The sequence below is a fragment of the Bifidobacterium xylocopae genome (genome assembly GCF_003315615.1).
Lineage (GTDB): Bacteria > Actinomycetota > Actinomycetes > Actinomycetales > Bifidobacteriaceae > Bombiscardovia > Bombiscardovia xylocopae.
On the sequence record NZ_PDCH01000002.1, the window covers coordinates 193,345 to 219,084 of the forward strand.

The 25,740-nt window shown below is 64.1% G+C and carries 15 protein-coding genes; 13 read left to right on the forward strand and 2 right to left on the reverse strand.

What is annotated here, in order from left to right; all coding sequences use genetic code 11:
* Window positions 1-66: 66 nt before the first annotated feature.
* The 8 genes from CRD59_RS02205 to CRD59_RS02240 all read left to right on the forward strand — a co-directional run bounded on the left by CRD59_RS02205 (window position 67) and on the right by CRD59_RS02240 (window position 8,961).
* Entirely contained in the window at window positions 67-1,464 is a 1,398-nt protein-coding gene (locus tag CRD59_RS02205; protein WP_113852963.1) for a CHAP domain-containing protein, read from the forward strand.
* A gap of 129 nt (window positions 1,465-1,593) precedes the next feature.
* Window positions 1,594-2,070, forward strand: coding sequence for an SsrA-binding protein SmpB (gene smpB, locus CRD59_RS02210; protein ID WP_113852964.1), 477 nt, complete (start codon window positions 1,594-1,596; stop codon window positions 2,068-2,070).
* 195 nt (window positions 2,071-2,265) lie between these two features.
* Window positions 2,266-3,210, forward strand: coding sequence for an ABC transporter substrate-binding protein (locus tag CRD59_RS02215; RefSeq protein ID WP_113852965.1), 945 nt, complete (start codon window positions 2,266-2,268; stop codon window positions 3,208-3,210).
* A 197-nt stretch (window positions 3,211-3,407) separates the two neighbouring features.
* Window positions 3,408-4,349, forward strand: a complete 942-nt coding sequence (locus CRD59_RS02220) for an ABC transporter substrate-binding protein (RefSeq protein WP_113852992.1) — start codon at window positions 3,408-3,410, stop codon at window positions 4,347-4,349.
* An 84-nt stretch (window positions 4,350-4,433) separates the two neighbouring features.
* Window positions 4,434-5,414, forward strand: a complete 981-nt coding sequence (locus tag CRD59_RS02225) for an amino acid ABC transporter permease (protein ID WP_113852966.1) — start codon at window positions 4,434-4,436, stop codon at window positions 5,412-5,414.
* A gap of 8 nt (window positions 5,415-5,422) precedes the next feature.
* Entirely contained in the window at window positions 5,423-6,211 is a 789-nt protein-coding gene (locus tag CRD59_RS02230) for an amino acid ABC transporter ATP-binding protein (protein WP_201736526.1), read from the forward strand.
* Between the two features lie 75 nt (window positions 6,212-6,286).
* Window positions 6,287-8,179 (forward strand): glutamine--fructose-6-phosphate transaminase (isomerizing), encoded by a 1,893-nt coding sequence (gene glmS, locus CRD59_RS02235; RefSeq protein WP_113852968.1) that lies wholly within the window; start codon window positions 6,287-6,289, stop codon window positions 8,177-8,179.
* A 32-nt stretch (window positions 8,180-8,211) separates the two neighbouring features.
* Window positions 8,212-8,961, forward strand: coding sequence for a pseudouridine synthase (locus CRD59_RS02240; protein WP_113852993.1), 750 nt, complete (start codon window positions 8,212-8,214; stop codon window positions 8,959-8,961).
* Between the two features lie 490 nt (window positions 8,962-9,451).
* On the opposite strand, the gene CRD59_RS02245 is transcribed toward CRD59_RS02240, so the two are convergent.
* Entirely contained in the window at window positions 9,452-11,392 is a 1,941-nt protein-coding gene (locus CRD59_RS02245) for an RCC1 domain-containing protein (RefSeq protein WP_161522255.1), read from the reverse strand.
* 324 nt (window positions 11,393-11,716) lie between these two features.
* Here CRD59_RS02245 and pepN point away from each other — a divergent pair, with 324 nt between their 5' ends.
* The 3 genes from pepN (at window position 11,717) to CRD59_RS02260 (ending at window position 16,643) form a co-directional block, all read left to right on the forward strand.
* The gene (gene pepN / locus CRD59_RS02250) at window positions 11,717-14,338 is read left to right on the forward strand and encodes an aminopeptidase N (protein ID WP_113852970.1); all 2,622 of its coding nucleotides are present in this window, start codon (window positions 11,717-11,719) and stop codon (window positions 14,336-14,338) included.
* Window positions 14,339-14,527: 189 nt separating this feature from the next.
* Window positions 14,528-15,904, forward strand: a complete 1,377-nt coding sequence (gene glmM, locus CRD59_RS02255; protein ID WP_113852971.1) for a phosphoglucosamine mutase — start codon at window positions 14,528-14,530, stop codon at window positions 15,902-15,904.
* Window positions 15,905-15,989: 85 nt separating this feature from the next.
* Window positions 15,990-16,643 carry a peptide deformylase gene (locus CRD59_RS02260; RefSeq protein WP_113852972.1) on the forward strand — a complete coding sequence of 218 codons (654 nt, stop codon included), beginning with the start codon at window positions 15,990-15,992 and terminating at the stop codon, window positions 16,641-16,643.
* Window positions 16,644-16,799: 156 nt separating this feature from the next.
* Here CRD59_RS02260 and CRD59_RS02265 read toward each other — a convergent pair whose 3' ends face one another.
* On the reverse strand, window positions 16,800-17,468 hold the full coding sequence (locus CRD59_RS02265) for an SOS response-associated peptidase (protein ID WP_113852973.1): 669 nt from the start codon (window positions 17,466-17,468) through the stop codon (window positions 16,800-16,802).
* A 121-nt stretch (window positions 17,469-17,589) separates the two neighbouring features.
* Between CRD59_RS02265 and CRD59_RS02270 the strand changes: the two genes are divergently transcribed.
* Together CRD59_RS02270 and CRD59_RS02275 are read left to right on the forward strand one after the other, a co-directional pair.
* Window positions 17,590-17,793, forward strand: coding sequence for a hypothetical protein (locus CRD59_RS02270; protein ID WP_113852974.1), 204 nt, complete (start codon window positions 17,590-17,592; stop codon window positions 17,791-17,793).
* A 674-nt stretch (window positions 17,794-18,467) separates the two neighbouring features.
* Window positions 18,468-25,740: RCC1 domain-containing protein (locus CRD59_RS02275; RefSeq protein WP_236632671.1), on the forward strand; the 7,273-nt coding region annotated here is incomplete at its 3' end.

Genomic DNA, 25,740 nt, shown 5'->3' on the forward strand with positions numbered 1-25,740 from the left:
ATAAATCGGGGTGTCCGTCCCCGCCTATCAGGTCGGGCACATACAATAAGTGCTTATCAGCGTGTAATGGAAGGGTTTTCTAAGGTGAAGCAGTTGAAACGGGTACAAGCCGTCACGGGATTCGCAGTGGCTTGCTGCGCACTGCTGGCTGGGGCTGTGACCTCTGCGGTTGTGGATGTCCCCCAGGCCCAGGCGGTCACCTGGAGCGAATACCAGCAGAAGGTCAACACCAACGAGTATCTGAAGAGCAAGCTCGCAGGCGTCTCCTCCGCCTTGTCCGACCAGATCGAAGCCCTGAACGATCTGAACAACAACCAGATTCCGGCCGTTCAGCAGGAACTTACCCAGGCCCAGCAGCGGGCCGAACAGGCGAAGAGCCAGGCGGCGGCGACGAATGAACGCCTCGAGGCGGCCAAGAGGGACAAGCAGGCGCTGCAGGAGAAAATCAAGGAGACGGGCATCGAGTATGACGATGCCAAGGATGCCGTGGCGCAGATGGCCCGCAAGAGCTTCCATGGTTCGGATGCCTCCGAGGTGATGAACCTGGTGACCAAGTCGACCGACACCAAGGAGTTCGTCGGCAAGATGCAGTCCGATGCGGCCGTGTCGCGCTCCGAAGCCAACGCGGCTTCGGATGCGGCGCACACGATTTCCACGTCCATGAACCGCAAGGAACGTCTGGAGGCGATTGAGAAACAGATCGCCTCACTGAAAAAACAATCCGATGAGGAGGCCGCCGCCGCCCAACAGGCCGCCGAGTCCGCCCAGGCCAAGCAGGAGCAGCTCAAGAGTCTGCGTGACCAAGGAGCCCAGGCCCGGGAGTCGCTTGAGGCCCAGAAGGGGAGCCTGTCTTCCCAGTCCGCCAGGGAGGCCGCCGACATCGCCTCCATGCAGTCCGAGATTGACTCCTGGAATGCGCAGAACGCGAGGGCTGCGGCCTATAGTCCCGGTGCGGGCGGCCGGCAGCAGGTCGGTGGCGGTGGGGGTGCCGCCCCTGCACCCTCCGGTCCGGTCGGGGGCGGCTCGGCTTCCGGCATGAACTATGCTGTGCCTGGTTCCTGCCCTGCAGGTTCTGGTTTCTGCTACGGTCACAACACGGGCAACTCCGTCGGCGGTTCCGCCTACCCATCCCGCCAGTGCACCCTATGGGCCTATATCCGCCGCTCCCAGCTGGGGCTCCCGGTCGGCTCCTACATGGGCAACGGCGCCGATTGGGCCAATACCGCCCGGAGCCTGGGCTACCTGGTCAACAACACGCCCCACGTAGGCGCTGCCATGGTCTTCGCCCGCGGACAGCGGGTCGGCTCCTGGAACGCCGACCCCTCCTATGGGCACGTCGCGGTGGTTGAGCGTGTCAACGGGGATGGTTCGGTGCTGATCTCCGAAGGCGGCACCGGCTTCCCCACCTTCCCGGCCTCCGAGGTCGTCTACAACGCAGGCGCTTACCAGTACGTCCATTACTGATCGGCGCCCGACAGCGTCGCTTGGCCGAGGGCGCCATCCCAAGCACGGGGTGGCGCCCTCGTGCTATCGTCGAAGCCGGTCCGTCATCGGACGATGACGGCTGAGACATATGGCCGGAAGGGGGTTCACATGGCCAAGGAACAAGGCACCAAGCCGATCGCCCAGAACCGCCGGGCCAGGCATGATTATGCGATTGAGGACGAGTACGAGGCGGGCATCGCCCTGACCGGCACCGAAGTCAAATCCCTGCGGGAGGGGAGGGCTTCCCTGGCGGAGGCATTCGTGTCGATAGACCGCTCGGGTGAGGTCTGGCTCGAAGGCGCGAACATCCCCGAATACCTCAACGGCACCTGGAACAACCATGCTCCCAAGCGCAAGCGCAAGCTCCTGCTCCATGCGCAGCAGATCGCCAAGCTGGCCAGGCAGACCGAGGCCAAGGGCTACACGATCGTGCCCCTGAGTCTGTATTTCAAGGATGGTCGTGTCAAAGTGCAGATCGCGTTGGCCCGGGGCAAGCATGAGTATGACAAGCGTCAGTCCCTGCGTGAGGAGCAGGATAAGCGCGAGGCACTGCGGGCCATGCGCTATAGGAACCTCCGGGGCTGATAGGGTCCCACCGGACGACCGCCGCCGCCGTGCCCTCGGGTGCGGGACGGCGGTCTCGTCGTAATGGGACAGGCAACGATGCCAAACGCCGCTATTGTTTCGAACATATTACGTATACAAATGCAGCATAGTGCATAATTGATATCACAGGCAAGTGCTAGATGCCTCGACCGGGCGGAGGAAGGGACCGTGATTATGAAATCGTTCAAAGCCATTGGGGCAGTTGTCATCAGTGTGGCGATGCTGGCCGGGCTGGGGGCCTGCGGCACCACAGACGAACCGAATAAGACCGCTGGGGTCGGCAAGTCCGGAACCTCATCAGGTTCGCATCCGGCTCCCTACGATGTATCCGGCATCAGGAAGGACGGGCGGATCGCGGGCATGGTCCCGCAGTCGGTGGCCGGCGACGGCAAGTTCACGGTGGCCATGCAGACCTCCTACGCGCCCAGTGAGTTCATGGACGAGGACGGCAAGACACCGATCGGCTATGACGTGGACCTGTCCAAGGCCCTGGCCCGGGTCATGGGCCTGGAGCCCGATATCGTCTCGGCATCCTTCGATTCAATCATTCCGGCCATCGGCTCGAAGTACGATGCCGGCATCTCCTCCCACACCATCACCAAGGAGCGGGAGCAGGCCGTTGATTTCGTCAGCTCCTTCAAGGCGGGCACGGCCTTCGCGGTTCAGAAGGGGAACCCGAAGCATCTCAAGGCGGGTGACCTGTGCGGCTCCAAGGTCGGCGTGCAGACCGGCACCATGGAGGAGCAGGGTGCCGACAAGCTGGGCAAGGCGTGCGTCGCCGGGGGCGGGAAGCCCATCGAAGTGCAGTCCTACAAGCGGCAGACCGACGCGGCCACGGCCTTGATGACCGGTAAGGTGGACGCCTTTTACGCCGACTCCCAGGTGACCGGCTATGCCATCAAGCAGACCAGGGGCAAGATGGAACGGTTGGGCGAGGATTCCGACATCGTGCTCCAGGGGATCGCGCTGAAGAAGGGTGATGGGCAGATGGTCCAGGCCACGCAGCAGGCCATGCAGAAGCTGATCGACGACGGCACCTACGGCAAAATCATGGACCACTGGGGCGTCAAGTCCGGCGCCGTGGACAAGGCCGAAGTCAACCCCGAGGTCGCGCAATAGGCCTGGCCTTTGGCGGATGCTGGCGCGTTCGGGGAGGGTCCGGGCATGATTTGGTCCGACCGGGGGGGTTGGCCGGGTGCGCCGCTGTCGCCGAAATCGGTGCTTTCGGACCCGATGCGTATATAAATACTATATGGTGTATAATGGATACCGAGCAGATGCCCACCGTCGCCTGCGGGCAGAGAGAGGAACGGATCATGAAGTCATTCAAAGCCCTTGGGGCGGCCCTCATCAGTGTGGCCATGCTGGCCGGACTGGGGGCCTGCGGCACCACTGACGAACCGGACAAGGCCGCCGGCTCCGCCAAGTCACCGTCCGCAAGCTCGCACCCGGCTCCCTACGATGTATCCGGCATCAGGAAGGACGAGCGGATCGCGGCCATGGTCCCGCAGTCGGTGGCCGCCGACGGCAAGTTCACGGTCGGCATGGAAACCACCTATGCCCCGGGTGAGTTCGTGGACGAGGACGGCAAGACACCGATCGGTTTCGACGTGGACCTGTCCAACGCGCTGGCGAAGGTGATGGGCCTGAAGCCCGAGATGGCATCAGCCTCCTTCGACGCGATCATTCCGGCCATCGGCTCGAAGTACGATGCCGGCATCTCCTCCTTCACAATCACCAAGGAGCGGGAGCAGGCCGTTGACTTCGTCACGTCTTTCAAGGCGGGCACGGCCTTCGCGGTTCAGAAGGGGAACCCGAAGCATCTCAAGGCGGATGACCTGTGTGGCTCCAAGGTCGGCGTGCAGACCGGCACCATGGAGGAGCAGGGTGCCGACAAGCTGGGCAAGGCATGCAAGGCGCAAGGCAGGAAGCCCATCGAAGTGCAGTCCTACAAGCTGCAGACCGATGCGGCCACGGCCGTGATGACCGGTAAGATCGACGTGTTCTACGCCGACTCCCAGGTGACCGGCTATGCCATCAAGCAGACCGGTGGCAAGCTGGAGCAACTGGGCAAGGACTCGGATGTGGTGCTCCAGGGGATAGCAATCAAGAAAGGCGACACTCGGATGGTGGACGCCACGCAGAATGCAATGCAGAAGCTGATTGACGACGGCACTTACGGCAAAATCATGGACCACTGGGGCGTCAAGTCCGGGGCCGTGGACAAGGCGGAGGTCAACCCTGCGGTGGAGGGCTAGACCCCTTCGCTCGGATTCGGGCGGGCCTGACGATGGATCCGCCCGATTCATGCGGTGATTCTCAAGGAGAGGCAAGGAACAAGCATGCTGGGACGCGACAGGGACGACGGGTTGGACATACCGGGACGGATTCAAGCCCGGCCGGTCAGAAAGCCGGGGCCTGTAATCGCGGCGGTCATCGTGGCCGTACTGGTGGCCATGCTGGTCCACGGGCTGGTGACCAACCCCAACTTCGACTGGCCCACGGTCTGGAAGTACCTGTTCAACGAACATGTGCTCGACGGCATCAAGTGGACCCTCCTGCTCACGGTCTACGCCATGGTCCTGGCCACGGTCCTGGCTGTCGTCCTGGCCGTCATGCGCAAGTCGGTCAACCCGGTCCTGCGCTGGGTCTCCTGGTTCTTCATCTGGTTCTTCCGCGGCACACCCGTCTACACCCAGCTGGTCTTCTGGGGTCTGTTCGCCGTCCTGGTCCCCAAGCTGGCCGTCGGCATCCCCTTCGGGCCGGAGTTCCTCTCTTTCAACACCCAGGACGTGCTTAACGCCACCATTGCCACCGTGCTGGGACTGGGACTCAACGAGGCGGCCTACCTCTCCGAGATCGTGCGTGCCGGCATCGAGGCCGTGGACACCGGTCAGACCGAGGCGGCGCAGGCCCTTGGCATGCCGCGCTCCATGATCATGCGGCGGGTCATCCTGCCCCAGGCCATGCGCATCATCGTGCCGCCTACCGGCAACGAGACGATCGGCATGCTCAAGACCACCTCCCTGGCCCTGGCTGTGCCCTTCACGCTTGAACTCCAGTTCGCCACCAACGCCATCGCCAACCGTATCTATAAGACCATTCCATTGCTGATCGTGGCATGCATCTGGTATCTGCTGATCACCTCCGTGCTGATGGTGGTGCAGGCCCAGCTGGAGAAGCACTACGGCAAGGGCTTCAACGCCCGCCCCCTCGCCGCCAAGCACGGATCCGCCGGCGAGGGCGGCCGGGGGACCGGTCCTGATGCCAAACAAGAAGTAGATAAAGTCAATCAAGTTATGATGGCGGGGTTGAACGCATGAGCGGGGTCATGACACCAGGTGCAAGCCAGGAGGGCCGCCGGCCGGCCATCGAGATCAAGGGCGTCCACAAGGCCTTCGGCGACCTGCATGTGCTCAAGGGCATCGACCTGGAGGTCATGCCCGGCACGGTCACTGCCATTCTGGGACCCTCGGGATCGGGCAAGTCCACCCTCCTGAGACTGATCAACCAGCTGGAGGAACGCACGGCCGGCGAGATCATCGTCGGCGGCGAACTGACCGGTTACAAGAGGATCGGCGACGGGGGCCTGCAGCGCCTGGACGACAAGGCCATCGCCCGCCAGCGCTCCAAGATTGGCATGGTCTTCCAGCGCTTCAACCTCTTCCCCCATATGACCGCCCTGGGAAACGTAATGGAGGCACCGGTCCATGTAGGCAAGGTCCCCAAGGCCCAGGCCAAGCGCGAGGCCATCAGGCAGCTGGAGCGTGTGGGGCTGGGAGACCGTCTGGATTACTACCCCTCCCAGCTTTCAGGCGGACAGCAGCAGCGAGTCGCCATCGCCCGTGCCCTGGCCATGCATCCGCAGATCATGCTGTTCGACGAGCCGACATCGGCCCTTGACCCCGAGTTGGTGGGGGAGGTGCTGGGGGTCATGAAGCAGGTGGCCGCCGAGGGCATGACCATGGTCGTGGTCACTCATGAGATGGGCTTCGCACGCGAGGTGGCCGGTCAGATCGTCTTCATGGACGATGGCGTCGTCGTCGAGCACGGCGGCCCGGAGATCATCGACCGCCCGTCCAGCCCGCGCTTCCGGGAGTTCCTGCGTACGGTCCTGTGAGCCGTATGTGGACATTGGGCCAGGAAGGGCCGCCCAAGGCATACCCGGCAGACTTGTGGTTTACACTGGTGTCCCATGTGTGGAATCGTAGGATACGCCTCAACCATCTCAACAGCCTGCGGCAAGCCCCTTGAGGTCTGTCTTCAAGGCCTGGAACGCCTGGAGTACCGGGGATACGACTCGGCCGGGGTGGCCCTGGCGGCCCCCGGCATGGACCAGGTGGCCGTCCGGAAGAAGGCCGGGCGTCTGGCCAACCTTCAGGCCGACATCAATAACAGGCCCCTGCCCGACGCCACTGTCGGCATCGGTCATACCCGCTGGGCCACCAACGGCGAACCCTCCGACGTCAATGCCCACCCCCACACCAGCCAGGACGGTCGCATCGCCCTGATCCACAACGGGATCATCGAGAACGCCTCCCGGCTCAAGTTCGACCTCCAGGCCGAAGGCTTCACTTTCGCCTCCTCCACCGACACCGAGGTGGTCGCCAAGCTCCTGGGCAGGATCGCCAACGAGATCGTCGACACCACCGGCCGACCCGACCTGTTCGAAGCGGTGCGCCGCACGGCCCGCATGCTGACCGGCGCGTTCACGATCCTTGCCGTGGACGTGCGCCAGCCGGACATAGTGGTGGGTGCGCGCCACGACTCGCCTTTGGTGGTCGGCCTGGGCGAGGGTGAGAACTTCCTGGGCTCGGATGTGGCCGCCTTCGTGGCCTACACCAAGCAGGCCATGGAGTTGGGCCAGGATGAAGCCGTGTGCGTGAGCGGCGGCTCCGTCACGGTCACCGACTTCGAAGGCCACCCGGTCACCGACTCGCGTCGTTTCACCGTGGACTGGGACGCCTCCGCCGCGCTCAAGGGCGGCTGGGACTCATACATGGACAAGGAGATCCACGAGGACCCCAGGGCCGTGGCCGACACCCTCCTGGGCCGCTACGACACCGACGGGGACCTGAACCTGGACGAGGTGCGCATCGACGAGGAGACCTTCCGCCAGGTCGACAAGATCATCATCGTCGCCTGCGGCACCGCCTCCTACGCCGGGCTGGTCGCCAAATACGCCATCGAGCACTGGGTGCGCATCCCGGTCGAGGTGGAGCTGGCCCACGAGTTCCGCTACCGGGACCCCATCCTGACCCCCCGCACCCTGGTCGTCGCCATCTCCCAGTCCGGCGAGACCATGGACACCTTGATGGCCCTGCGCCATGCCCGCGAACAGGGTTCGCGCGTATTGGCCATCTGCAACACCCAGGGCTCAACCATTCCGCGCGAATCCGACGCGGTGCTCTACACCCACGCGGGCCCCGAGATCGCGGTCGCCTCCACCAAGGCCTTTGTGGCCCAGGTGGTCGCCGCCTACCTGCTCGGCCTCTACCTGGCCCAGGTCAAGGGGACCATGTTCCGCGACGAGATCCACCAGATCGTGGATTCCCTGAAGGCCATGCCGGCCAAGATCCAGCAGGTGCTCGACTCCCAGGCCGACACCGTCGAACGCGCGGCCAAGAGCCTGGCCGACGCCCGGTCCTTCCTTTTCCTGGGCCGCCATGTGGGCTACCCGGTGGCCATGGAGGGCGCTCTGAAGCTCAAGGAGATCGCCTACACCTTCACCGAGGGCTTCGCGGCCGGCGAGCTCAAGCACGGGCCGATCGCCCTGGTCGAAGCAGGCGAGCCGGTCGTGGTCATCGTGCCCAGCTCGCGCGGCCGCGACCTGCTCCACAACAAGGTCATCTCCGCCATCGAGGAGGTCAAGGCTCGCGGCGCCTTCGTCATCGCCATAGCCGAGGAGGGCGACCCCGACACCGAGCGGTATGCCGACGTGGTCTTCTGGAGGCCCGCCTGCCCCACGCTCATGAGCCCCTTGGTCGACGTGGTGCCTCTCCAGCTCTTCGCCCTGGATATGGCGCGTCTGAAGGGTCTGGACGTGGACAAGCCGCGTAACCTGGCCAAGTCCGTCACCGTCGAGTAGGCGGTCCCGTGGCTGGCGGGCGGCACCGGTGGGTGGCCGACGAGCCGGACATCCCCTTCGAGCTGGGCACCCTGTATGAGGACGAGCGGATCATAGTGGTGGACAAACCCCACTTTCTGGCCACCACCCCCAGGGGTATGTGGTATCGGAGCACGGCCCTGATGCGCCTGCGCCAGCGGCTGGGTGAGCCGCAGATCACCCCCGCCCACCGCCTGGACCGGGCCACGGCCGGGGTCCTGGTCTTCGTACGCGACCCCGCCGCCCGCGGCCCCTACCAGATGCTCTTCCAGGAACATAAAGTAGACAAAGTCTACGAATGCCTGGCCCCGGCCCGGCCGGTCCACGCCCCGGCTCTCGGCAGCATGACGCGCATGAACCCGCCCGCCGCATTCCCGCTCCTGCGCCGCTCGCATATCGACAAGCACCCCGGGCATATGCAGGCCCTGGAAGTGCGAGCCGAACCCAACGCCACCACTCTCATTGACCTGGACCGCCAGGCGCCGGCGCGCCTCCTCGGTCCGCGGAACCGGGGGAGCGGTCCGCTTTACCGGGTGTACCGTCTCCGCCCGCGCACCGGGAAAACCCACCAACTCCGCGTCCACATGAACGCCCTGGGCCTGCCTATCCTTGGCGACGATCTCTACCCCCAAGTCATCGACCGCCCTTATGACGACTTCATCCACCCCCTCCAACTGGTGGCGCGCCGCTTGAGCTTCGTGGATCCCTTCAGTAGGCAGCGGGTGACTTTTACCTCGCGCATTCTACTGGATTTTGGCAGGTAATCGCTACTGGTGTGGGTCGGCAGCTTCGCAGGATGTCGCTGTGCCTCGTATTGCTTCCCACCCCCAACCCATGCCAGCGGTTTGTGAACGCCTACCTCGTTTCGACCTGAGCTTGGTTGACCTTGGGCATACTCCTGTTACCTGCTGTCCTGCGGGCTTGAGATCAGGATTGGGTGGTTCGGCTGGTCGGAGCTGGGTTGCGTGGCCGGGGCAGGTTTGGGTCGGTGGTTGCTTCCGCTTGCGCCGGGCACACATGTGGAAGGGGCGTGGGTAAGTGCGGAGCTGAAGCCGATCGCTTGAATGCCCCCCCCCCCCCTGCTCCTAGGATCAGGCGACTGGTGAAAGGCGTTGCGGAACAGGTATGGCGGTATAGGGGGATATGAAGGTCTCTGGCTGCCGGGGCTGGTAACCCGGGCCGGTGGTGGGTATGGGAACGGCCCGGTGGTGTGTGTTGCCGCCGGGCCGTGGTCTGGGTGTCGCTCCTGGGTGTTTAGGCGCTGATGGTGGTGTGTCTGCCTGGCTGGTGTCTGCGGGCGTGTTGGTGGGCTGTTGTGGTGAGGGCGGCCAGGGTGGTGAGGAGTAGGAGGGTTTCTCCGCTGAGTCGTTGGATGGGTATGCTGCCGGCTTTGGGTAGGGTGTATTGGTGGGTGTAGGTGTAGGTGAGTGGGTAGTCGGGTTGGGGTTGGCCTCCTAGGGTCCAGTGGATGTTGGCGGTGACCTGTCCGTCGGGGTGTGCCGGTGCTGTGGTGTCCCAGGTGTGGTTGCCGGTGTTCCAGGCGGGTGGGGGTGTGGCGTCGCTCCTGTCGAGGGTGATGCCGGTGACCGCGATGGTGCGCAGGCCGGCGGGGACGGGCGTGTGCTTGTCGGCGTTGTCATAGTCGGGTGGGTTGGTGCCGTTGCTGCCGTTGCCGAGCTGGCCGTACCGATTCCATCCCCAGCTGTAGGCGTGTCCGTTGCTGTCGATGGCGAGGCTGTTCCCGAAGCCTGCGCTGATGGTGGTCCAGGTGGTGTTGGGGTCTGGGTCGGTCACGCGCGCGGGCGTGGGGTGGGGGGTGGGTCTGCTGTCGCTGCTGCCGTTGCCGAGCTGGCCGTAGTCGTTGTATCCCCAGCTGTATGCGTGACCATTGTTATCGATGGCGAGGCTGTAGTAGTCGCCTGCGCTGATGGTTTTCCAGGTGGTGTTGGGGTCTGGGTCGGTCACGCGCGCGGGCGTGGGGTGGGGGTTGGTGTCGCTGCTGCCGTTGCCGAGCTCGCCAGCTCTGTTGTCTCCCCAGCTGTATGCGTGGTGGTCGCTGTCGATGGCGAGGCTGTGGAAGTTGCATGCGCTGATGGTGGTCCATGTGGTGTTGGGGGCCGGGTCGGTCACGCGCACGGGCGTGGTGCGGTTGGTGCCGATGCCGCTGCTGCCGTTGCCGAGCTGGCCGTGGTCGTTGTCTCCCCAGCTGTATGCGTGTCCGTGGTTGTCGATGGCGAGGTTGTGGTAGTCGCCTGCGCTGATGGTTTTCCAGGTGGTGTTGGGGGCCGGGTCGGTCACGCGCGCGGGCGTGGGGTGGGGGTTGTTGTCTCTGCTGTTGTTGCCGAGCTGGCCGAAGTCGTTGATTCCCCAGCTGTATGCGTGTCCGTTGTTGTCGAGGGCGAGGCTGTGCTTGCCGCCTGCGCTGATGCTTGTCCAGGTGGTGTTGGGGGTCGGGTCGGTCACGCGCCCGGGCGTGGGGTTGACTCCGCCGCTGCTGCCGTTGCCGAGCTGGCCGTAGCCGTTGTATCCCCAGCTGTATGCGTGTCCGTTGCTGTCGATGCCGAGGCTGTGGTCGTCGCCTGCGCTGATGGCCCTCCAGGTGGTGTCGGGGGCCGGGTCGATGATGCGCGCGGGCGTGGGGTGGGGGTTGAGGTCGCTGCTGCCGTTGCCGAGCTGGCCGTACCGGTTCAATCCCCAGCTGTATGCGTGTCCGTCGTCGCCGATGGCGAGGCTGAAATCGGCGTACCTTGGGTTCTGAACCAAAGAGTCGCTTGCGCTGACCTGGGTGAAGCGCACGCCGGCCGGCGTGCGCACGCGCACGGGGATGTAGCTGCCGATGCGGGAGCCGTCGCCGAGCTGGCCGTAGTCGTTGCTTCCCCATGCGTAGGTGTTGCCGTCGCTGCCGATGGCGAGGCTATGGGCGTAGCCTGCGCTGACCTGGGTGAAGGTGATGCCGCTGGTGGGCGGTGAGGGTGGGGTGATGGTGGTGTGGGTGCCGGCCGTGTTGGCGGGTCCTTTGGTGGGGGAGAGGGTGAAGCCGTCTACGGTTTCACTGGCGGGTACTCCGCCGCGGAGGAGTGGGTTGGTCTCTGCGGGGTCAGCGTGGGCGGGACGGGCTGTTAGCAGACCCCCCCCCCCCAGGACAATCATGGCCAGGGCCAGGCAACTGGCACTAACGACACGGAAACTACGCATGAGTGGTGGACTCCCCTTGAATGTGTGTCGGCTGTGACCCCAATGGGGTCCCGTAGCTGCATTTTCCCCTGTGCTTACGCAGGTCGTCGGCTCCCCAACCGGCTTTGACCGCATACTGATTTACAGTATAGCATCGCAACAGGGCAGCGACCTGTCCACGACGCTAGCCGGGGGCCGATTTGCACATGGTTGCAGTTAGAGTTGGGATGGTATATCCATACACCCGTGGCGTGGCTGGCGAGACAATGTTCCATGGCACAATCTGCTGGGCCTGCGCCGGCGCGGACATGGGCGGACAGTACAGCAGAAAAGGACGCATACAGCATGCCGGGAGCAAATCTGACACGGACCGAAGCCGAAGAGCGGGCTGGGATCGTCTCCAACCCCAAGTACACGGTCAGCCTGGACCTGACACGCGGGCCCAGGACCTTCCTCTCCGAGGCGGTCATCAGCTTCGACGCCGCAAGACGCGGAGCCTCCACCTACCTGGACCTGATCGCCTCGCGCGTGGAGTCGGTCGAGCTCAACGGGGTGGAGCTGGACCCGGCGGAGGTATACCGGGACAGCCGGATCGAGCTCAAAAAGCTCAAGGCCCACAACGAGGTGAGGGTCAAGGCCGTTTGCGATTACTCGCGCACCGGCGAGGGACTGCACCGGTCCGTGGACCCCTCCGACGGCCGCGTCTACCTGTACACCCAGTTCGAGGTGCCCGACGCTCGCCGCATGTACGCGGTCTTCGACCAGCCCGACCTGAAGGCCAGCTTCGACTTCTCGGTCGTCGCGCCCGAATCCTGGATTGTGCTCGCCAACATGCCGGCTCAATCCACCGAGGCCGTGGACCAGCGGACCGAGCCGGGCACCCTGGAGCAGGCGCCGGCCGAGGGCTGCAAGCGCTGGGTCTTCCAAACCACGCCCACCATGAGCTCCTACCTGACCGCCATCTGCGCCGGCCCCTACGCTCAGTGGACCACCGAATACGCCAACGAGGACGGCCGCACGGTGCCGATGGGCCTGTACTGCCGCCAGGCGCTCAAATCCGCGCTCGAGAAGGACGTGGACTACCTGTTCGACATCACGCAGAAGGGCTTCGCCTTCTACGCCAAGACCTGGGGCGTGCCTTACCCCTACGCCAAGTACGACCAGATCTTCGTGCCCGAGTACAACGCCGGCGCCATGGAGAACATCGGCCTGGTCACCTTCCGTGACCAGTACATCTTCGAGTCCAAGGCCACCGGAGCCAAGGTCAACCGCCGCGTGGAGACCATCCTGCACGAGCTGGCGCACATGTGGTTCGGCGACCTGGTGACCATGAAGTGGTGGAACGACCTGTGGCTCAACGAGTCCTTCGCCGAGTTCATGTCCACCCTGTGCACGGCCGAGGCCACCGAATGGTCGGACGACTGGGCCACCTTCTGCTCGGGCGAGAAGTCCTGGGCGCTGACCGAGGACCAGCTACCCACGACCCATCCGATTGTGGCGCCGATCAACGACCTGCACGACACCGAGGTCAACTTCGACGGCATCACCTACGCCAAGGGCGCCTCCGTCCTAAAGCAATTGGTGGCCTATGTGGGCCGCGAGCGGTTCTTCCAGGGCATCCACAACTACCTGGACAAGCACGCCTACTCCAACGCCACCCTGGCCGACCTGCTGACCGAGCTGGAGGCCACCTCCGGGCGCGACCTGAAGTCCTGGTCCGCCCAGTGGCTGGAACAGTCCGGCATCAACACGCTGACCTCGAATGTGGAGACCGACGCCGAGGGCAGGATCGCCGCCATGACCATCGGGCAGACCGCACCCGAGGAGAGCCCGGTCCTGCGCCCCCACCGGCTGGCCATCGGATTCTACTCCAAGACGGCCGAGGGCAAGGTCGAGCGCACCGACCGCTTCGAGGTCGACATCGACGGCGCCTCCACGACCATCGACGAGGTGGCGGGCAAGGTCCGGCCCGACTTCATCCTGATCAACGACGACGACCTGACCTACGCCAAGCTCCGCCTGGATGCCGACTCCTTGGACTTCGCCCGGGCCAACCTGCCGGCCTTCGAGGACCGTCTGGCCCGCGCGGTGGTGCTGCTCAGCTTCTGGGACATGACGCGCGACGGCGAATACCCGGCCGAGGATTTCGTGGACTTGGTCCTCAAAACCCTGGCCACCGAGCATCAGTCCACCACCTTCCGTTACGCGCTGGGCCAGCTGTCCACCACCGCCCACTCCTACAGCGCCCCGGCCCGCCGGCCCGAACTGCTCGAGCATGTGGCGCAGGGCCTGTGGCAACTGGCCCTGGCAGCCGAGCCCGGCTCCGATGAACAGCTCCAGCTGACCCAGGCCTACCTGGGCTACGGCGACGACCAGGAATTCGAGGACCACGCCCGCGCCCTGCTTGCAGGCTCCAGCGAACTCAAGGGCCTTGAAGTGGACAACAACATGCGGTGGGCCGTGGTGCACGCACTGGCCGCACAGAACATGGCCTCCGATGCCGACATCCAGAACGAGCTGGACCAGCGAGACACCACCGAGAACCGGGAGTTCGCGATGGGCGCCCGCGCGGTCCGTCCGACCAGGGCCGCTAAGGCCTGGGCCTGGGACCAGGCCCTGCACAACGCCGATCTGACCAACGCGCAGATCGAGGCAGCCGCCGATGGTTTCTCCGGCTCCGGCGACGAGGACCTGTTCGCCCCCTACGTGGACAAGTTCTTCAAGGCGGTCGACTGGGTATGGGCCCATAAGACCTTCCACATAGCCGAGACCCTGCTGAACCCGCTGTCCGCGGGCGGTCTTTACCCCTACAAGGCCGATCCGGCCGCCCTGGTGCGCGCCGGCGAGCACTGGCTGACCGACCACGAGGACGCCCCCAAGGCCCTGCGTGGCATGATCATCCAGAACGTGGAGGCCTCCCGCCGGGTCCTGCGCGTGCGCACCTACAACCAGCACGTCTCCAAGTGACGGCCTGACGGACCCTCGGGCCCTCCGCCCCCGGCGGCGGACACGAAGGCCCCGCGAAGACTCCGGGTGGAGAATTCGCGGGGCCTTTACCGTTGGGGAACGGTGCGGGGCAGGCTGGACTATGCTGGTCGCGTATGCTTTCACGGGCCCGTTCCGGGCCTGTTCGTGCGTGGCTGGAGGAGTGCGATAATGCCGAGGCTGTTTGGGACTGATGGTGTACGTGGATTGGCGAACCGGGCTCTGACGGCCCAGCTGGCCCTGAACCTCGGCGATGCGGCCGTGCGTGTGCTGGGGGTCGGCGGGGAGCGGACCGAAGGTAGGCGGCGGGCCCTGGTCGGGCGCGACACCCGCGTCTCCGGCGATTTCCTGGCGTCCGCCCTGGCCGCCGGCATGTCGGCCGGCGGCTTCGATGTGATAGATGTCGGCATCATCCCCACCCCCGGCATCGCCTACCTGACCTCGGTGCTCAATGTCGAGATGGGGGCGGTCATATCCGCCTCCCATAATCCCATGCCCGACAACGGCATCAAGTTCTTCGCCCGTGGGGGTTTCAAACTGCCCGACGCCAAGGAGGACGAGATCGAATCGGTCCTGGGCCAGGACTGGGAGCGGCCCACCGGCGCCGGCGTGGGACGGATTTCGCGTGACGAGGTGACCGCCACCAACATGTACATCGACCACCTGGTCGAGGCCGTGGCCCCGGTCGGTCCCGACAAGACCCAGCCCAAGCCCCTGGCGGGTCTGCGCATCGTGGCCGACTGCGCCAACGGCGCGACCTCCGTGGTGGCCCCCGAGGCCCTGAGGCGGGCCGGAGCGGACGTGGTGGTCATCAACGCCTCGCCCGACGGGTACAACATCAACAAGCACGCCGGATCGACCCACCCTGAGCAGCTCCAGGCCATGGTCAAAGCCTCGGACGCGGCCATGGGCGTGGCCTTCGACGGCGACGCCGACCGCTGCCTGGCCGTGGACGAGGACGGCAACATGGTCAACGGCGATCAGATCATGGGCATCCTGGCCCGCGCCAAGCAGCGCGAGGGCAAGCTCTCCGGCGAGACCCTGGTCGTCACCGTCATGAGCAACCTGGGCCTCAAGCTGGCCCTCAAGGACATGGGCATCGCCACGGTGCAGACCGGCGTGGGCGACCGCTACGTGCTGGAGGAGATGCTGCGCGGCGGTTACACGCTGGGGGGCGAGCAGTCCGGCCATGTGATCAACCGCGAGTTCGCCACCACTGGAGACGGCACGCTCACCGCCCTGACCCTGGCCAAGGAGGTCATGCGCTCGGGCAGGAGCCTCAAGGAGCTCGCCGCCGACTTCCCCCAGCTGCCCCAGCAGCTCATCAATGTGCCGGGTGTGGACAAGGCGGCCGCCTCAACGAACGCGAAGGTCCAGGAGGCCGTCCGGCGTGAGGAGGAGGCTTTGGGCGATACCGGCCGTGTCCTCCTGCGTCCCTCCGGCACCGAGCCTTTGGTGCGTGTGATGGTCGAGGCTGCCAGCCAGGGGCAGGCCGACGAGGTCTGTCGGCGACTGGCCCAGGTGGTCACCGACGAACTGTCCCTGTAGGGCGCGAGAATAAACGTCAATGCGGCTTTGGGCTCTCGGCCGTCCGGCAGCGGTCGGACGGCCGAGGTCAATTGTGGAGGAAGTCATGTTTACCAGGAATGCGAATGTGGATGCCGAACTCAACCGCGAGGTGGAGCTGATGCTGGCCCAGGACGCCGAGGACGGCATCCTGCCTATCGTGCAGTTGGGTGAGCCTGTCCTGCGGCGGAAGGCCGCCAGGTATGAGGGCCAGCTCAAGCGCAAGATCCTGGATAAACTCATCGAAGTCATGCACAGGACCATGTTGGAGGCGCCGGGTGTCGGCCTGGCGGCCCCCCAGATCGGCCTGGGGCTCACCTTCGCGGTGATCGAGGACCACATCCGTGACAGCGAGGATGATCCCCGTGAGATCACCGAGCTGCCCTTCCGGGCCATCATCAACCCCACATACGAACCGATCGGCGACAAGACCGCCTCCTTCTACGAGGGCTGCCTCTCCTTCTCCGGCTACCAGGCCGTGCGCAAGCGCTGGCTGGATGTCAAGGCCACCTGGGAGGACGAGTCCGGCAAGCGGCATGAAGAGGACCTGCACGGCTGGCCCGCCCGCATCTTCCAGCACGAGACCGACCACCTGCACGGTGAGGTATACATAGACAAGGCCCTGACCCGCTCCCTGTCCTCGGACGAGAACCTGAGCGAATACTGGGCCTATGACCCGGTACCCACCCAGGCCGCCGAGGAGCTGGGGTTCGACCTCTAGCTAGGGCGGCCTCCCGGTCCGCCACCGGGAAGGGGCGGTCGGGGAAGGACGGTCCAAGAGTGGGTCTCATGTATTGTGGGGCCGGCGGAGAATCGACGTCTCGCCGGCCCCACAGATAGTGGTCCGCCTCGGATTGTGCGGCGGTGAGGTATCGTCTCACAGCCGCAGGGTGATGCCTTCGGTGAGCTGGGGTCCATCGCCTTTGAGTGGGCCCACCTGCCAGGAGTGCAGGCGGGTCGACAGGGCCAGGCCCTGCCGGGCTGCGGTCGGCAGAATTTTCGCGCCGTCCACGGCCGTGTCCAGCCAGTCGTCCACCAGGGCTTGGTCGATCAGTACGGGCATGCGGTCGTGGACCTCGGCCGCCCGTCCCTGCGCCTGCGTCGTCAGGATCGTCGCTGTCAGCAGCCAGGGGGATCTGTCGTCCGGTCGCCACCACGAATAGAGTCCACCGATCAGCAAGGGTTCATCGCCCGGGGGTCGGAAGTAGTAAGGCTCATGGGTGCGGGTCCACTCATAATAGCCGGATGCGGGAATCAGCGCCCGGTGGCTGCGAGCGGCCTCGGCGTAGGTCCGTTTGTCCAAAGCCGACTCAATGCGCGCGTTGTGGGTGGGGTAGTCCAATTTGGGGGAGGCGGCCCATGGCGGCAGTAGGTTCCATAGGGCCGCGTTCAGGTGCCTCCGTCCCTGCCCGTCCTGGGCAATCAGCGCGATGGGCTGCCCGGGCGCGATGTTCCAGGAGGGGCGGGGGAGCTGCGGGCCGGGGGCGGCTGCAAAGGTCCGACATAGTTGCTCATAGTCCAGGTCCGCCGCGAATCGTCCGCACATGGCTCCCAGTCTACCGGGCCGTCCCCCTTGGCTGGAAGGTGTTGCGGGGTTGTGCGGGGGCGGTCTGGTGATTAGAACTGATAGGGGGAATATGCCCCTGTGTCGTTGAAGGAGGGAAACCATGGATGAGAAGACATTGGTGGACAGGCTGAGCAAGGCCGAGACGGTAGACGAGATCGTCGCCCTGGGCAAGGAGGCCGGCAAGGAACTGTCCTACGAGCAGGCCGACAAGCTGATTAGCCGCGTCATGCAGACCAAGAACGATGCCGCCGAGCTCAGCGGTGACACCATCGAGAAGATCGCCAAGGAGGTCTTCGGCATCTGAGATGTCGGCAGTTGCCTGCTCTACGGTGGGTGCAGGGCCCCGCATGGCCGAATGGTTCGGCCATGCGGGGCTTCTGTTTTGTGTTTCACGGCTGCTTGTTCGTCAGTCCAGATGAGTGGAGGCTCGCCGCCCGGCCGGGCACCGGATGCCTGCGAGGTATGAAGGATTAGTTCGATGGTGATGTGCTGATGCATGGCCTGGCGTGCTTCGGTGTTGCGTTCTGCGTCGTATCCTATCCGGTGGCCAAGAGGGATCGGGGCGGGCCGGTCCGTCCGTAACCGCCTGTAGGAGGAGCCGCTGGCCCTGCCGTGCGCGGAAGGCCGGACCGCCTCTCGGAGCGAGGTTGCGGGGGCCATGGCCTCAGGGTCCGCCTGTACGGCGTGGAGGAACCCACCGATTTGTCGGTGTGAAGTCATTGTGTGATGTCGCGGGCGGTGGCGGTGTATTGCCGGACCCGCGGATACCGGATCCGTTCTCGCGTCCCGTCGTCTGTTGCGAACTGTTTGCATGAAGGCGGAATGCCCCGTTCTCCTGCGGACGTGTTACTCTCAAAGTGAAATAATGGATAATGTCATACATTTTCATGGCAAGGGCCGTTCCCCCGCAGGAGGGGTTGGACAAGGACGCGAGAGGGTCATTCCTCGCTTGCTGACTGCATGTATGAATGGGGGAGGATGTCGGTCGTGCATCAGAGGTTCAACCGGGGTAAACGCTCATTTGTCGCTGCGGTACTTGCATTTGTCACGTTAATTCTCGGAGGCGGGGGAGTCGTCTGTCTCGCGGCCCCCCTGTGGAATGACTCCGGTGCGGCAGCTTCCTCTGTTGGCAAGGTGGCGGCTGCGCATGCTGGACTTAATCCTTCACCTCATGTGCCTGCGCGGGGGGCCGGCGCCAACCGCGCGCCGTCGCTTCAACCGCGTGATGTTCCAGGGGCGGGCAGCGTCACGGCAGGGTGCACGGCGCAGGAGCTTGTCCAAAATCTCATTTCCGGCAGTTCCATCACCGTTACCAATGCGCAAATAACCGGAAGCTCGGCTGCTTGCGGAATTTTCAGTAGTGGGACCTCCAGCATCGACATCGATAGGGGCATCATCCTGTCGACAGGCGACTTGACGGACCAAAGCAAGAGTCAGTTGGGCACGTCTGGGGATACCGACATTCAGAACATGAAAGGTGAAACGACCTATGACGCCATGACACTGGAGTTCGATTTCGTTCCCAAATCATCGTCATTGACGTTCAACTATGTTTTCGCGTCTGAAGAGTATCCGCAGTATGTCGGAAGCAGTTACAACGACGCTTTCGGTTTCTTCGTCAATGGTGTCAATGCGGCCTTGATTCCCGGAACATCGCTTCCAGTAAGTATCAACAATGTCAACAACGGGAACTCGTCAAGTTCCTATCCTCCCGCTAATTCCGGTTACTATGTGGATAATTCCTCGAAGTCGATACCGGGACTGGGTGCAAATGCGTTCGGTGGGCGCACTGTCGTACTTCCAATACATGCACAAGTAAATCCTAATATGTCGAATCATATAAAGATGGTTATCGCTGATGTGGGTGACGCGATGGTAAATTCGTTCGTCGCCTTGCAGGCAGCCAGCTTCAAAGCCGAATACAGTGTGGGCTTCGATCTGGGTGGTGCAAGCGGGTATACGCCAGCCACACAAATGGTTTCGGAGGGCGATACTGTCATGGAGCCTTCGGCTCCCAACCGGACCGGTTTCCGTTTCACAGGCTGGTATACCCAATACGGCAGTCCTTGGAATTTCAATACACCGGTTACGTCCAATATGACCTTGACCGCGCACTGGGACCGCCTAGACAAGAAGTACACGGTGCATTTCGACTTGGGCGATGCTCCCGGTAGTGCCCCGGCTGAGCAGACAGTGGACGAAGCGGTGAATCCGTATCCGGTCAGGCCGGCCGATCCTACATGGAAGGGTCATTACTTCGTTGGATGGTTCGACGACAAAGGCGAGGTTTTCGACTTCGGCGGCCCATTGTCCAGGGATGCTACGCTGACGGCACGATGGAGTAAGTCCTCGTTCGGTTTATCGCCCGTACAGGGTATGACGAAGGGCGGCACGCCGGTCACGGTCACGGCACCTGACGGCGTGAGGGTGCAGTTCAGCGAAGTCTCCGCCGGCGACGGTTTCAGCGCCGCTCTGAGCACGGATGGGTACATCTACACCTGGGGCCAGAACAACAAGGGTCAGCTGGGCGATGGGACGAGAACGAACCGGACCGTGCCCAAGCGCGTCGATACGCCTGCCGGGGTGAGATTCTCGAGTGTATCCACCGGCTACCTATACACGGCGGCCATCAGCTCTGACGGTCTTGTATACGGCTGGGGCCTGAACTGGGGGCAATTGGGCAACAACTCGGGTGCTAATACATCCGTGCCTGTGCGTTTCCAATCGCCCAAGGGCGTGAGGATCAGTCAGATCGCCACGGGCTATTATCAGATGCTTGCCTTGGGTGACGACGGCAATATATATGCCGCCGGTTGGAATGGCGAAGGCCAGGTCGGCGACGGTACGAAGACGACACGACTGATTCCCGTGAAGCTGGAACCCCCCACAGGGGAACGGTATGTCCAAGTAGCTGCCGGCTACCACCACAGTATGGCGTTGACCAATACAGGCAAGATATATGCATGGGGATACCGCGCCTCAGGTCGTCTGGGCACGGATGGCAGCAATCCCACTGTGCCGCAGTTGGTCAACACGCCTGCAAACATGTACTTCACCCGCATTGCGGCCGGTGGTGATTTCTCGGCGGCCATCAACAGCGACGGGGATGTCTATGCCTGGGGTGCGAACGACTACGGCCAGTTGGGCAACGGCACGACGGTCAGCGGGACACCGGGCAGGGTGGATTTGCCTTCTGGTGAAGCGGCCAGTGCGATTGCCGCGGGGGACGAGCATATGCTCGCAATCACGACCAGCGGCCACCTGTATGCATGGGGCGACAATACCCAAGGCCAACTGGGCATCAATTCCACAAGCAATATTGTGTACCCGTGGGCTGTTACCTTGCCCGCCTCCGCCACTGCCGTGAATATGGCCGCCGGCGTCAACCATACGCTAGCCACCAGCAATGATGGCCGGATATATGCATGGGGCGGCAATGCCTATGGTCAGCTCAACGATGGTACGGTGGCGGCGAAGTCCAGCCCTGCGGCGGCCCAGGATCTGACGCTCGGCATCGCTTCCGTGGAGTTCGACACGAGCAAGGCGACAGGAAGTTTCGACGGTAAGAGCAGCAAGTGGAAGGGGAAGGCCCCTGCGCATAAGGTGGGGAAGGTCGCGGTCAAGGTCCATTGGTCGATAGGCCATGACGAGCAGCCGGTGCAGGTGCTGTCCTATGAGTACCTCGACAAGTACACGGTCCATTTCGACTTGGGTGATGCGCCCGGGAGTGCACCTGCCGATCAGACGTTCATCTCGAACGAAGGCAAGTCCGTCGATCGTCCAGCCAACCCCACCTGGAAGGGCCACCAGTTCATGGGGTGGTTCACGGGCCAGGGGCGCCCCTGGGACTTCTCCACGGTCATCGACGATGACGTGCAGCTGACGGCGCGTTGGGATGCATATGCCTTTGCCATGACGCCTAAGAGCGGGCCCAGGGAAGGTGGCACAACCGTGTCCATCCGCTCCGGAGACCGGCCGAACGTGCGTTTTACGCGTGTGGTGTCTGGTTCTGATTTTTCGGTTGGTTTGGGTGCTGATGGTTTGTTGTATGCGTGGGGTTCGAATTATAAGGGTCAGTTGGGTGATGGTTCGTATCGGCCCGCCGCCGCGGGTAAGGCGGAGGTGGCCGGTGTGTCGAGCGTGTCGCCGGTGCGGGTGCGGACGCCTGTTGGTGTGACGTTCTCCCGGGTGGTGGCGGGCCCTCAGTCGGCGTTGGCGTTGGGTTCCGATGGTTCGGTGTATGGCTGGGGGGTGAACTGGGGCGAGCTTGGTGACGGCAGTGATGTCAATCGTGGCGCGCCGGTGCGGTTCGGTTCGCCGAAGGGCGTCAGGATCGTGGGGCTGGCCGCGGGTGATTACCATGCGTTGGCGTTGGGTGATGACGGGAAGCTGTATGTCAGTGGGTACGACAACGCGGGCCAGTTGGGTGTCGGCGGCGGCAACCGGGTGTCGCCGGTGGTGTTGGATGCGCCGGCCGGCCATCGGTTCGTGCGGGTGGCCGCCGGCGGCATGTACAGTCTGGCGTTGACGGAGGACGGCCGGTTGTATGCGTGGGGTGCGAACGGTCAGGGCCAGCTGGGTATGTCGGGTTCCGGTCCCGACAGTCCGCGGCTGGTGGAGACCAATGGCGTGTCGCTGCGTGAGGTGATGGCCGTGGGTGGTACGTCGGCGGCTGTGGGTTCGACGGGCGACGTGTATATGTGGGGCGCGAACGGTGATGGGCAGTTGGGTGACGGCTCGAGCGTGGATTCGAGTTCGTTGCGCAAGCTGGTTTTGCCTGGCGGGGCCCGTGTGGCGGGTTTGGCGTTGGGTTCCTCGCATGCGGTGGCCGTGGATGCCGCCGGTAGGGTGTATGCGTGGGGTGCCAATGGTTCGGGCCAGTTGGGTGATGGTTCGTCGTCGGGTTCGTCGTCGCCGCGGTTGGTGTCGTTGCCCTCGGGTGTGGTGGCCGCCGGGGTGGGTGCCGGCAGGGCGCAGAGTTTTGCGGTGGGTGCCACGGGTGAGGTGTATGCCTGGGGCGCGAACAACGCCGGCCAGTTGGGTGACGGCGGCACCACCAACCGCACCACACCCACCAAAGACCAAGCGGTTCAAATGACGATAACGAACGTCAAGTTCGACGGTACGACGGCCTCCGGCACGTTTGATCCGGCACAGGGCAGGTGGGCAGGCACAAGCCCGAAGCATGCGAGTGGCGATGTGACGGTGAGAGTGGAGTGGGCGATCGGCCGGGCTCAACAGGATCCAGTGCTCTTCACCTATCATTATTTCTACGCCTACACGGTTCATTTCAATCTGGGTGATGCCTCCGGCACGGCTCCTGGCAAGGCTGAGCTGCGGGAGGATAGTGGTCTGTTGCTCAAGCGCCCGCAGAATCCTTCCTGGGGCACGCACATATTCATGGGTTGGTTTACAGCCAAAGGACAGCCCTGGGACTTCGCACAGGATGTGTCGAGCGATATGACCCTGACCGCCAAGTGGGATACCTACCGGTTTACGCTGACTCCACCGAAGGGCACGAAGCGGGGCGGCACGGATGTCGGCATCAGTGCCGGCGGGGGCACCGGTCCCCGGTTTGCCCAAGTCGTAGGCGGTCAGACTTTCTCCGCCGCTTTGGGCGGGGATGGCGCCGTCTATACCTGGGGAGCGAACGACAAAGGACAGCTCGGCGTAGGGGAAGGCACGGGTTTCGTAGCGAAGACACCGATGCGGGTGCATGCTCCGGCCGGGCTGACGTTCACCAGTGTCGCGGCGGGTCCCCTGCATGCGATCGCAGTCGGTTCCGACGGCCAGGCCTATGCGTGGGGCTGGAACTGGGGTCAGTTAGGTAACAACGACCCGGGCAAGGCCAATACGAATGTGCCGGTGCATTACCAAACGCCACAGGGTGTGAGGATCGTGCAAGTGGCTGCCGGTTATTACCATTCCCTGGCCTTGGGCGACGACGGCAAAGTGTATGCAGCAGGCTGGAACGGCTATGGGCAGATAGGCAACGGGAGCAGCAACAGCGGCCAGTATGTTATCAAGCCCGTAGCCATTGACCCGCCTGCGGGTAAACGCTTCGTCGATATAGGAGCCGGCCGGTTCCATTCCGTGGCCTTGACCGACGACGGGAAGGCCTGGGCCTGGGGTTCGAACGGCTCCGGCCGGTTGGGCACGACGAGCAGTGATACCACGACACCGCAGCCGGTGTCCATGCCCAAGGGTGTGCAGTTCGCGCAGATCACCGCCGGTGATGCGTATTCCGCGGCTGTAAGCACCAGTGGGGATGTGTACACATGGGGCGACAACGAGCAAGGGCAGCTCGGGTTTGGCAACAACGCCAACAAGAGCGCTCCCAGCAAGGTCGGTCTGCCGGCGGGCACGCGCGTCCAACGGATCGCGACCGGCAATGGCCACATGCTTGCATTGACCGATACCGGTAAACTGTACGCCTGGGGTTCCAGCGCCAAGGGGCAGTTGGGACGGGGCGATACGACGGGGAGCAACACCCCGGTCGAGATCTCGGTGCCCAAGGGCAAAACCTATGGGGCCGTGGGGGCCGGCTACGAGCACAGTCTCGCCACCAGCGGGACCGGGGAGCTCTATGTCTGGGGGTCCAACAGCGACAGCCAGCTCGGTGACGGCGGCAGTAAGAATCGCAACGCGCCGAAGCCCGTGGATAAGTTCGATGTGCACATCACCGGGGTCAAGTTCGACGGCAACAACGCAACGTACCCGCACATGGACACCGCGAAGAATGCGTGGACCGGTAAGACTCCGGCACATGCCACCGCAGGGAATGTCGATGTCGCCTTGACATGGGATGTGGCAGGTGGCGAGCAGTACCCGGCCACACTTTCCTACCGGTATCTGGATGTCTACACTGTCCGGTTCTCCTTGGCTGGGGCGCCCGGGAACGTACCTGCGCCCCAGGAATTCACCGAGGGTGATGGCAAACCGGTCGTCAGACCGGATTCGCCGTCCTGGAAGGGCCGTTCCTTCATGGGGTGGTTCAACGCGGCTGGGGAGCCGTGGGACTTCGGGCGGTCTGTGACCGCAGACATGACGCTCGCGGCCCGCTGGTTCGCTCCCGGGTTCTCGCTTGCGCCCAACCAGGGTCCGTCCGCCGGGGACGAGCCTGTGACGCTCAACGCGCCTGAGAATGCCGGCACGCGTTTTACGCGTGTGGTGTCTGGTTCTGATTTTTCGGTTGGTTTGGGTGCTGATGGTTTGTTGTATGCGTGGGGTTCGAATTATAAGGGTCAGTTGGGTGATGGTTCGTATCGGCCCGCCGCCGCGGGTAAGGCGGAGGTGGCCGGTGTGTCGAGCGTGTCGCCGGTGCGGGTGCGGACGCCTGTTGGTGTGACGTTCTCCCGGGTGGTGGCGGGCCCTCAGTCGGCGTTGGCGTTGGGTTCCGATGGTTCGGTGTATGGCTGGGGGGTGAACTGGGGCGAGCTTGGTGACGGCAGTGATGTCAATCGTGGCGCGCCGGTGCGGTTCGGTTCGCCGAAGGGCGTCAGGATCGTGGGGCTGGCCGCGGGTGATTACCATGCGTTGGCGTTGGGTGATGACGGGAAGCTGTATGTCAGTGGGTACGACAACGCGGGCCAGTTGGGTGTCGGCGGCGGCAACCGGGTGTCGCCGGTGGTGTTGGATGCGCCGGCCGGCCATCGGTTCGTGCGGGTGGCCGCCGGCGGCATGTACAGTCTGGCGTTGACGGAGGACGGCCGGTTGTATGCGTGGGGTGCGAACGGTCAGGGCCAGCTGGGTATGTCGGGTTCCGGTCCCGACAGTCCGCGGCTGGTGGAGACCAATGGCGTGTCGCTGCGTGAGGTGATGGCCGTGGGTGGTACGTCGGCGGCTGTGGGTTCGACGGGCGACGTGTATATGTGGGGCGCGAACGGTGATGGGCAGTTGGGTGACGGCTCGAGCGTGGATTCGAGTTCGTTGCGCAAGCTGGTTTTGCCTGGCGGGGCCCGTGTGGCGGGTTTGGCGTTGGGTTCCTCGCATGCGGTGGCCGTGGATGCCGCCGGTAGGGTGTATGCGTGGGGTGCCAATGGTTCGGGCCAGTTGGGTGATGGTTCGTCGTCGGGTTCGTCGTCGCCGCGGTTGGTGTCGTTGCCCTCGGGTGTGGTGGCCGCCGGGGTGGGTGCCGGCAGGGCGCAGAGTTTTGCGGTGGGTGCCACGGGTGAGGTGTATGCCTGGGGCGCGAACAACGCCGGCCAGTTGGGTGACGGCGGCACCACCAACCGCACCACACCCACCAAAG